The organism is Streptomyces sp. LUP30, from assembly GCF_001746365.1.
Classification (GTDB): Bacteria; Actinomycetota; Actinomycetes; order Streptomycetales; family Streptomycetaceae; genus Streptomyces.
The window spans coordinates 25784-31876 of the sequence record NZ_MJAJ01000075.1 but is presented as its reverse complement, the minus strand read 5'-3'; the positions used below and the strand labels follow the sequence as shown (position 1 = coordinate 31876).

The following is a 6093-nucleotide window of genomic DNA, read 5'->3' as shown; positions in this document are numbered from 1 at the left end:
GGCGACGGGCGCCGCGGCCTGCGGGGCGAGGGCGGCACCCGGGGGCATGGCCCGCGGGCCCGGCTGCTGGGACTGCGACGGCGGGTTGTGCCGGACCGGCGGCTGCGTCGCGGGCTCGGCGGGCGCCACGGGACCCTCGCCGGAGGCGTTGACGGACTCGTTACCGAAGGCCGGGTCAGCGATGCCGACGACGTTCACGCTGTTGCCGCTGACGTTCACCGGGAGATGCACCGGCAGCTGGACCCCGTTGCCCGAGACGACGCCCGGGGAGTCCTTCACGTCGCCCTGCGCGGTGGCGCCGCCGGACGGGGCGCGACGCCCGGCGTGTGCGGCGGCCGCGCCCGCTTCGGCGCAGGTGTTGCCGGCGGCGGGGTTCAGCACGCCCACCACGTTCACCGTGTTCCCGCACAGGTTCACCGGGAGGTGCACGGGCAGCTGCACGCCGTTGCCGGAGATCAGCCCGGGCGAGCCCGCCGCGGTGCCGTTCGCCGCCGAGTCGGCGTGTGCGGGCAGTGTCACGGCCATCGCGCCGGAGACTGCGGCGACGGCCATCACACCGGTTCGGGTAACCCGTCTCATGGGGTCCCTGCCTTCCAGACATGTGTCGCGGGCACTCGCCCGCACCGGGTAGAACGCCGGCGGACCCTCCGGGTTATGCGTGAGCGCCCTTTCACCCGGTCGGACGCGCCCTGCTCGAACTGGTGTCGCGCCCGCCCCGCGGGCGCCCTGGGCCGCAGGTCGCGATAGCCGCACGGCCCGCCCGGGTCGTCCGCGCGCCGCTCACCGCACGGGCGCGGGGCCGGACTCTCCGCCCGGAGGCGGGTCGCCGGGCGGCCGCTTATCGTGAGCGAGGGCGCCGTCCCCGGACCGCTGCGGGCGTCCCTGGAGGCATTGATGCTGGCCAAGCTGTCGACGCGGCCCGGGCTGCGACGCTGTGCGCTCGCCGCCACCGCCGCACTGACCCTGATGGGCGCGGGCCTGCCGACGATCACCGCGAACCGGAACGCCGACGCGGACGACCGTCCCGACCTGTCCCGGTTCGACGGTCAGAAGGTCGTTTGGTCGGCGTGCAAGGGCGACGGCATGCCCAAGGACCTGCAGTGCGCCAAGGTGACCGTCCCGCTCGACTACGCCCACCCCGAGAAGGCCACGCTCGACCTCGCGATCGCCCGTTACCGGGCCACCGGACACAAGCGCGGCTCCGTGGTGCTCGACTTCGGCGGCCCCGGCGGCGCGGGGGTGCCCGAACTCGCCCACAGCGGCAAGGAGTTCATGGACCTCACGGACGGCTACGACGTGGTCGCCTTCGACCCGCGGGGCGTCGGCCGCTCCTCCCCCGTCAGCTGCGGGAGCGGGCAGGACAGCGGACTGGCCTCGCTCGACGACGACGCGGCCCTCGCGGATCCGCGGACCCTGCTGCCCCGGCTGAAGAAGGCCGCCGCCGTCTGCGCCGAGCACTCCGGGCCGGTCCTGCCGCACATCGGCACGGTCGACGCGGCCCGGGACATGGACGTGATGCGCCGGGCGCTCGGCGACAAGAAGCTCAACTACCTCGGCTTCTCCTACGGCAGCAGGCTCGGCGCGGTCTACGCCGCCCAGTACCCCGACAAGGTGGGGCGCATGGTCCTCGACGGCGTCGACACGCTGACCGAGCCGCTTTCCGAGCAGGGCGTCGCGAGCGCGCGGGGGCAGCAGGTGGCGCTGGACGACTTCGTCGGCTGGTGCGTGAAGGACATCGCCTGCCCCTTCGGACAGGATCCGCGCGTGGCCCGCGAGGCGGTCGTGCGGCTGGTCCGCTCGCTCGACGAGGACCCGTTGCCGACGGACTTCGGCGCGGACTTCACCGGCCAGGACCTGGTCGGAGCCCTCGGCCAGGGGCTGTACAGCAAGGAGCTGTGGCCGTTGCTGGAGCGGGCGCTGGCCCAGTTGACCGAGAGCGGCGACGCCAGTGGCGTCCTGGGCTTCGCCGGTGGCGGCATCGCGCTTCCGCTCCCCTTTCCGCTCCGGTCGCCGGGCGGCGGGCCCTCGCCCGGCGCGCTCGTCGACGCCGAGGACGTGCCCCCGGACAACCTGCCCGCCGCGCTGATGGCGATCAACTGCGCGGACGACCCCGACCGCCCGAACGCCCGGCAGGTCACCGCGGACCTCCAGCGGCTGCGGGCCGCCTACGACAAGGCGTCGCCGGTGTTCGGCCGCTACCGGCTGGCGGAGGTCCTGATGTGCTACGGCCGCCCGAAGGGCACCGATTTCATCCGCGACGAGGTGAAGGACCTGAGTACGCCGAAGATGCTCCTGGTCGGCACGCGCGGTGACCCGGCGACGCCGTACCGCTGGACCGTGGAGACGGCGAAGCGGCTCGGGTCGTCCGCCGTGGTGCTCGACAACCGCGGCGAGGGGCACACCGGGTACGGATCGTCCAAGTGCGTGCACCGCAAGGTCGACGACTTCCTGTTGTACGGCTCCCTCCCGCCCAGCGGCAGTTCGTGCGGCCCCGACGAGGACGCCGACTGAGTGGGCCGGTTCTGGCCGCTGCTGCTCGTCGCCCTGACCGCCGCCGTGTCGACGCCCGCCGCGTTCCTGGTCTCCGGCCGATGGTGGTGGGCGGCCGCCCCGGCGCTGGCGCTGACCTGCGTGGGCGGCGCGGACCTGGTGCAGCGGCGTCACTCCGTGCGGCGCAACCATCCGCTGGTCGGACGCCTGAGGCGCCCCGCCGAAGGGCCCCGCCCGCGTCGGGGCGTGGTGCGGGAGCCGCAGGCCGACGCGTGGGACGAGCCGGAGTTCCTGGTGCCGTCGCTGCGGCCGACCGAGGCGGCCGAGGAGCCGCCGGTGGTGCAGGTGGGCGGGCCCGACTGCGCGCAGCCCTACGACATGGCGTTGCTGAACGTCTCGGCGATGAGCTTCGGGGCGCTGTCGGCTCGGGCGGTCCTCGCCCTCAACAGAGGCGCGGCGCTGGGCCGTTTCGCGCAGGACACCGGGGAGGGCGGGCTGTCGGACCACCATCTGCGAGGCGGCGGCGACCTCGTCTGGGAGATCGGGACGGGGTACTTCGGCTGCCGTACCGACGACGGCGGCCTCGATTGGCGGGAGTTCGCGGACAAGGCGGCGCTGCCCGAGGTGAAGTGCGTGTCGCTGAAGCTGTCGCAGGGGGCGGCGCCCGGCATGGGGGCGGTGCTGCCGGGGGTGAAGGTGAGCGCCGAGATCGCTCGCGAGCGACGGGTCCCGGAGGGTGTCGACGTGGTGTCGCCGCCTTCGCACCGGATGTTCTCGTCGCCGCGGGAACTGGTGCTGTTCGTGGCCCGGTTGCGCGAGGCGGCGGGCGGCAAGCCGGTCGGGCTCAAGCTGTGCGTGGGGGCGCGGCGGGAGTTCCTGGCGGTGTGCAGGGCGATGCTGGCGGAGGGGGTGGCCCCCGACTTCGTGGTGGTCGACGGAGCGGAGGGCGGCACGGGCGCCCCGCCGTCGGGGTCCGCCGGGCGGCTCGGCCTGCCGCTCACCCAGGGACTCGTCACCGTGCACAACGCGCTGGTCGGCGTCGGGCTGCGGGACCGGGTCCGGATCGGCGCGAGCGGCCGGGTGGCCACGGGCCGGGACATCGTCGCGCGCCTCGTCCAGGGCGCCGACTACACGAATGCGGCCCGCGCGATGATGCTGGCCGTCGGCTGTGTGCGGGCCGGGCTCTGTCACACCGGCCGCTGCCCGTCCGGTGTGGCGACGCAGGACCCGTTGCGCACCCGTGGACTGCACGTGCCCGACAAGGCCCGGCAGGTCGAGCGCTATCAGCGGGAGACGGTGCGCGACGCCGTGCGGATCATGGCGGCGATGGGCGTGCGCGAGCCGGGCGGGCTCACCCCCGCACACCTGGTGCGGCGGCTCTCTTCGGGCGTGGAACGCTCGTACGCGGACCTGTACGAGTGGCTGGCGCCGGGCGAGCTGCTCGCGGGGCCGCCGCCGTCGTGGGAGGCGGACTGGAAGGCGGCCGACCCGGACGGCTTCGGCTGACGGCCGCCCTCGCACCCGCTACGCGAGCTTGTCGGTCACGAAGGCGTCGATCGCGGCGGTCAGCTCGGCCGGCTTCTCGACGGGGAGTTCGTGGCCGGCGTCGATGATGCGGACGACGGCGTCCGGGTAGGCCATCGCCATCCGCAGCATCTGCCGCACCGGGAGCTGGATGTCGTGGTAGCCGTGGATCATCAGGGTGGGGGCCTGGATCTCCCCGGCCCGGTCGAGGACGTCGAAGGCGCGCATGGCGCCGTACAGCGTCATGACCACCTCGCGCGGGGTGTCGGCGGACGCCCTGACGTAGGCGCGGATCTCGTCCTTGGGGTAGCCGGGGGCGAAGGCGCGCTGGATGTTGGCGGCGACGAACATCTTGAAGGGGACGAGCGTGGAGGCGCCCATCAACAGGCCTCTGCCCCGGCTGTAGGTCATCCGGCCGATGGAGTTCACCAGCACCATGCGCTCCACCCGCTCCGGGTGGGAGAGGGCGACGGTCTGCGCGATCATGCCGCCCATCGAGTGGCCCACGAGCACGCACCGCCGCACGTCGAGGTGGTCCAGGAGGGCGAGGAGGTCCGCCGCCAGCTCCGCGACCGTCTTCACGCCCGCGCCGCCGCTCTCGCCGTGTCCGCGCAGGTCGAGCCGGATCACCCGGCGCCGCACGGCGAAGTGGGCCACCTGGTGGTCCCAGCGATGCCGGTTCGCCGTCCAGCCGTGCACGAACACCAGGGGCACGCCGTCGCCGTCGCGCGGACCCTCGTCGTCGTACGTCAGGGCTGCGCCGTCGACTTCGAGCTGCGGCATGCGTGCCTCCTGCGATGCTGTCCCGGTTACTGACGCGTACGGTAACCGGCGGCCGGGGTCGCCGTCACCGGCCGCCCCCGGAGGATTTCGCGATGACGGCGACGGACTGTACGCATATGCCGATCTTGCCCCGAATGCCCGACAGGCGAATCAGTCCTATCGTGCTCGTATGGAGCACGCACTCAGCCCCGCGACCCTCTCCGAACTGCGCCGCCCCCGCCCCTATCCGGCGGTGTCCGTGCTGACGCCGACCCATCGACGCGAACCCGAGAACTCCCAGGACCGCGTCCGGTTGCGCAATGTCGTGGCCGAGGCGAAGAAGCAGCTGGAACACGACCCGGCGGTCACCCGCGAGCGGCGCGCCGACGTCGCCGGCCAGCTGGACCGGGCACTGGCCGAGGTCGACCTGGCGCACAGCGAGGACGGCCTGGTCATCTACGCGGCCCCGGGAGAGCACCAGGTGTGGTCCCTGGCCCGGGCCGTGCCCGAACGCGTCGTCTTCTCCGACACGTTCCTGACCCGCAACCTGGTCTCGGCGCAGGCCTCCGAACGCCCGTTCCGGGTGCTGTCGGTCTCCGCCGACCGCGTCACGCTGTGGCACGGCGGCGCCGGCCGGGTCACCGAGGCGCGGGGCGGCGGCTTCCCGCTGACCAGGAGCCGGGAGAACTTCGACGCCGAGCGACAGCAGCGGATGGGCGACCAGCCCAGCACCTTCCGCGACGAGGACACCCGCCACTTCCTGCGGGCCGCCGAGGCCGCCGTGGCCAGGCTGCAGCGCGAGGACCCGCTGCCCCTGTACGTCACCGGCGAACCGGCGGCGCTGGCGCTCCTCGACGAGCAGGGCCCGGCCGCCCGGGACGCCGTGCACATCCCGCACGGCGGCCTCTCCCACGGCGCTCCCGAGGCGGTGTGGCAGGCGGTGCGTCCCGTGCTCGACGAGCAGTCCCGCCGGGACGCCGAGGCCGTCGTCCTGGAACTCGACTCCGCCCGGGGCCGCAAGACGTTCGCGGCCGGCGTCGACGAGCTCTGGCAGAGCGCACGGGAGGGCCGGGTCCGGCTGCTCGCCGTCGAGGAGAACTACCGCGTCACGGTCCGCGAGGACGGCGAGCACCTCGTCCCCGCCACGAGCGGCGACCTCGACGCCCGCGAGGACATCGTGGACGAGCTCGTCGAGCAGTGCCTGGAGACCGGCGCCGAGGTGCGCTTCCTCCCGGACGGCGCCCTGGGCGCGGCGGACGGGCTCGCCGGCGTGCTGCGCTACTGACCGAGGGCCCCTCCGGTCGCCTCCCCGGCGGC

General features: G+C 74.1%; 5 protein-coding genes. 3 read left to right on the top strand and 2 right to left on the bottom strand.

Features of this window, described 5'->3' with window-relative positions; all coding sequences use genetic code 11:
- On the bottom strand, window positions 1-552 hold a 552-nt coding region (locus BG482_RS45870), incomplete at its 3' end, for a chaplin (protein WP_069773647.1).
- A 342-nt stretch (window positions 553-894) separates the two neighbouring features.
- Here BG482_RS45870 and BG482_RS37290 point away from each other — a divergent pair.
- Window positions 895-2511 carry an alpha/beta hydrolase gene (locus BG482_RS37290; protein WP_069773646.1) on the top strand — a complete coding sequence of 539 codons (1617 nt, stop codon included), beginning with the start codon at window positions 895-897 and terminating at the stop codon, window positions 2509-2511.
- Window positions 2512-3996 (top strand): FMN-binding glutamate synthase family protein, encoded by a 1485-nt coding sequence (locus BG482_RS37285; RefSeq protein ID WP_069773645.1) that lies wholly within the window; start codon window positions 2512-2514, stop codon window positions 3994-3996.
- Between the two features lie 18 nt (window positions 3997-4014).
- On the opposite strand, the gene BG482_RS37280 is transcribed toward BG482_RS37285, so the two are convergent.
- Window positions 4015-4797, bottom strand: coding sequence for an alpha/beta fold hydrolase (locus tag BG482_RS37280; RefSeq protein WP_069773644.1), 783 nt, complete (start codon window positions 4795-4797; stop codon window positions 4015-4017).
- Between the two features lie 169 nt (window positions 4798-4966).
- On the opposite strand from BG482_RS37280, the gene BG482_RS37275 reads away from it, so the two are divergent.
- Window positions 4967-6061 carry a chemotaxis protein gene (locus tag BG482_RS37275; RefSeq protein WP_069773643.1) on the top strand — a complete coding sequence of 365 codons (1095 nt, stop codon included), beginning with the start codon at window positions 4967-4969 and terminating at the stop codon, window positions 6059-6061.
- Window positions 6062-6093 lie beyond the last annotated feature (32 nt).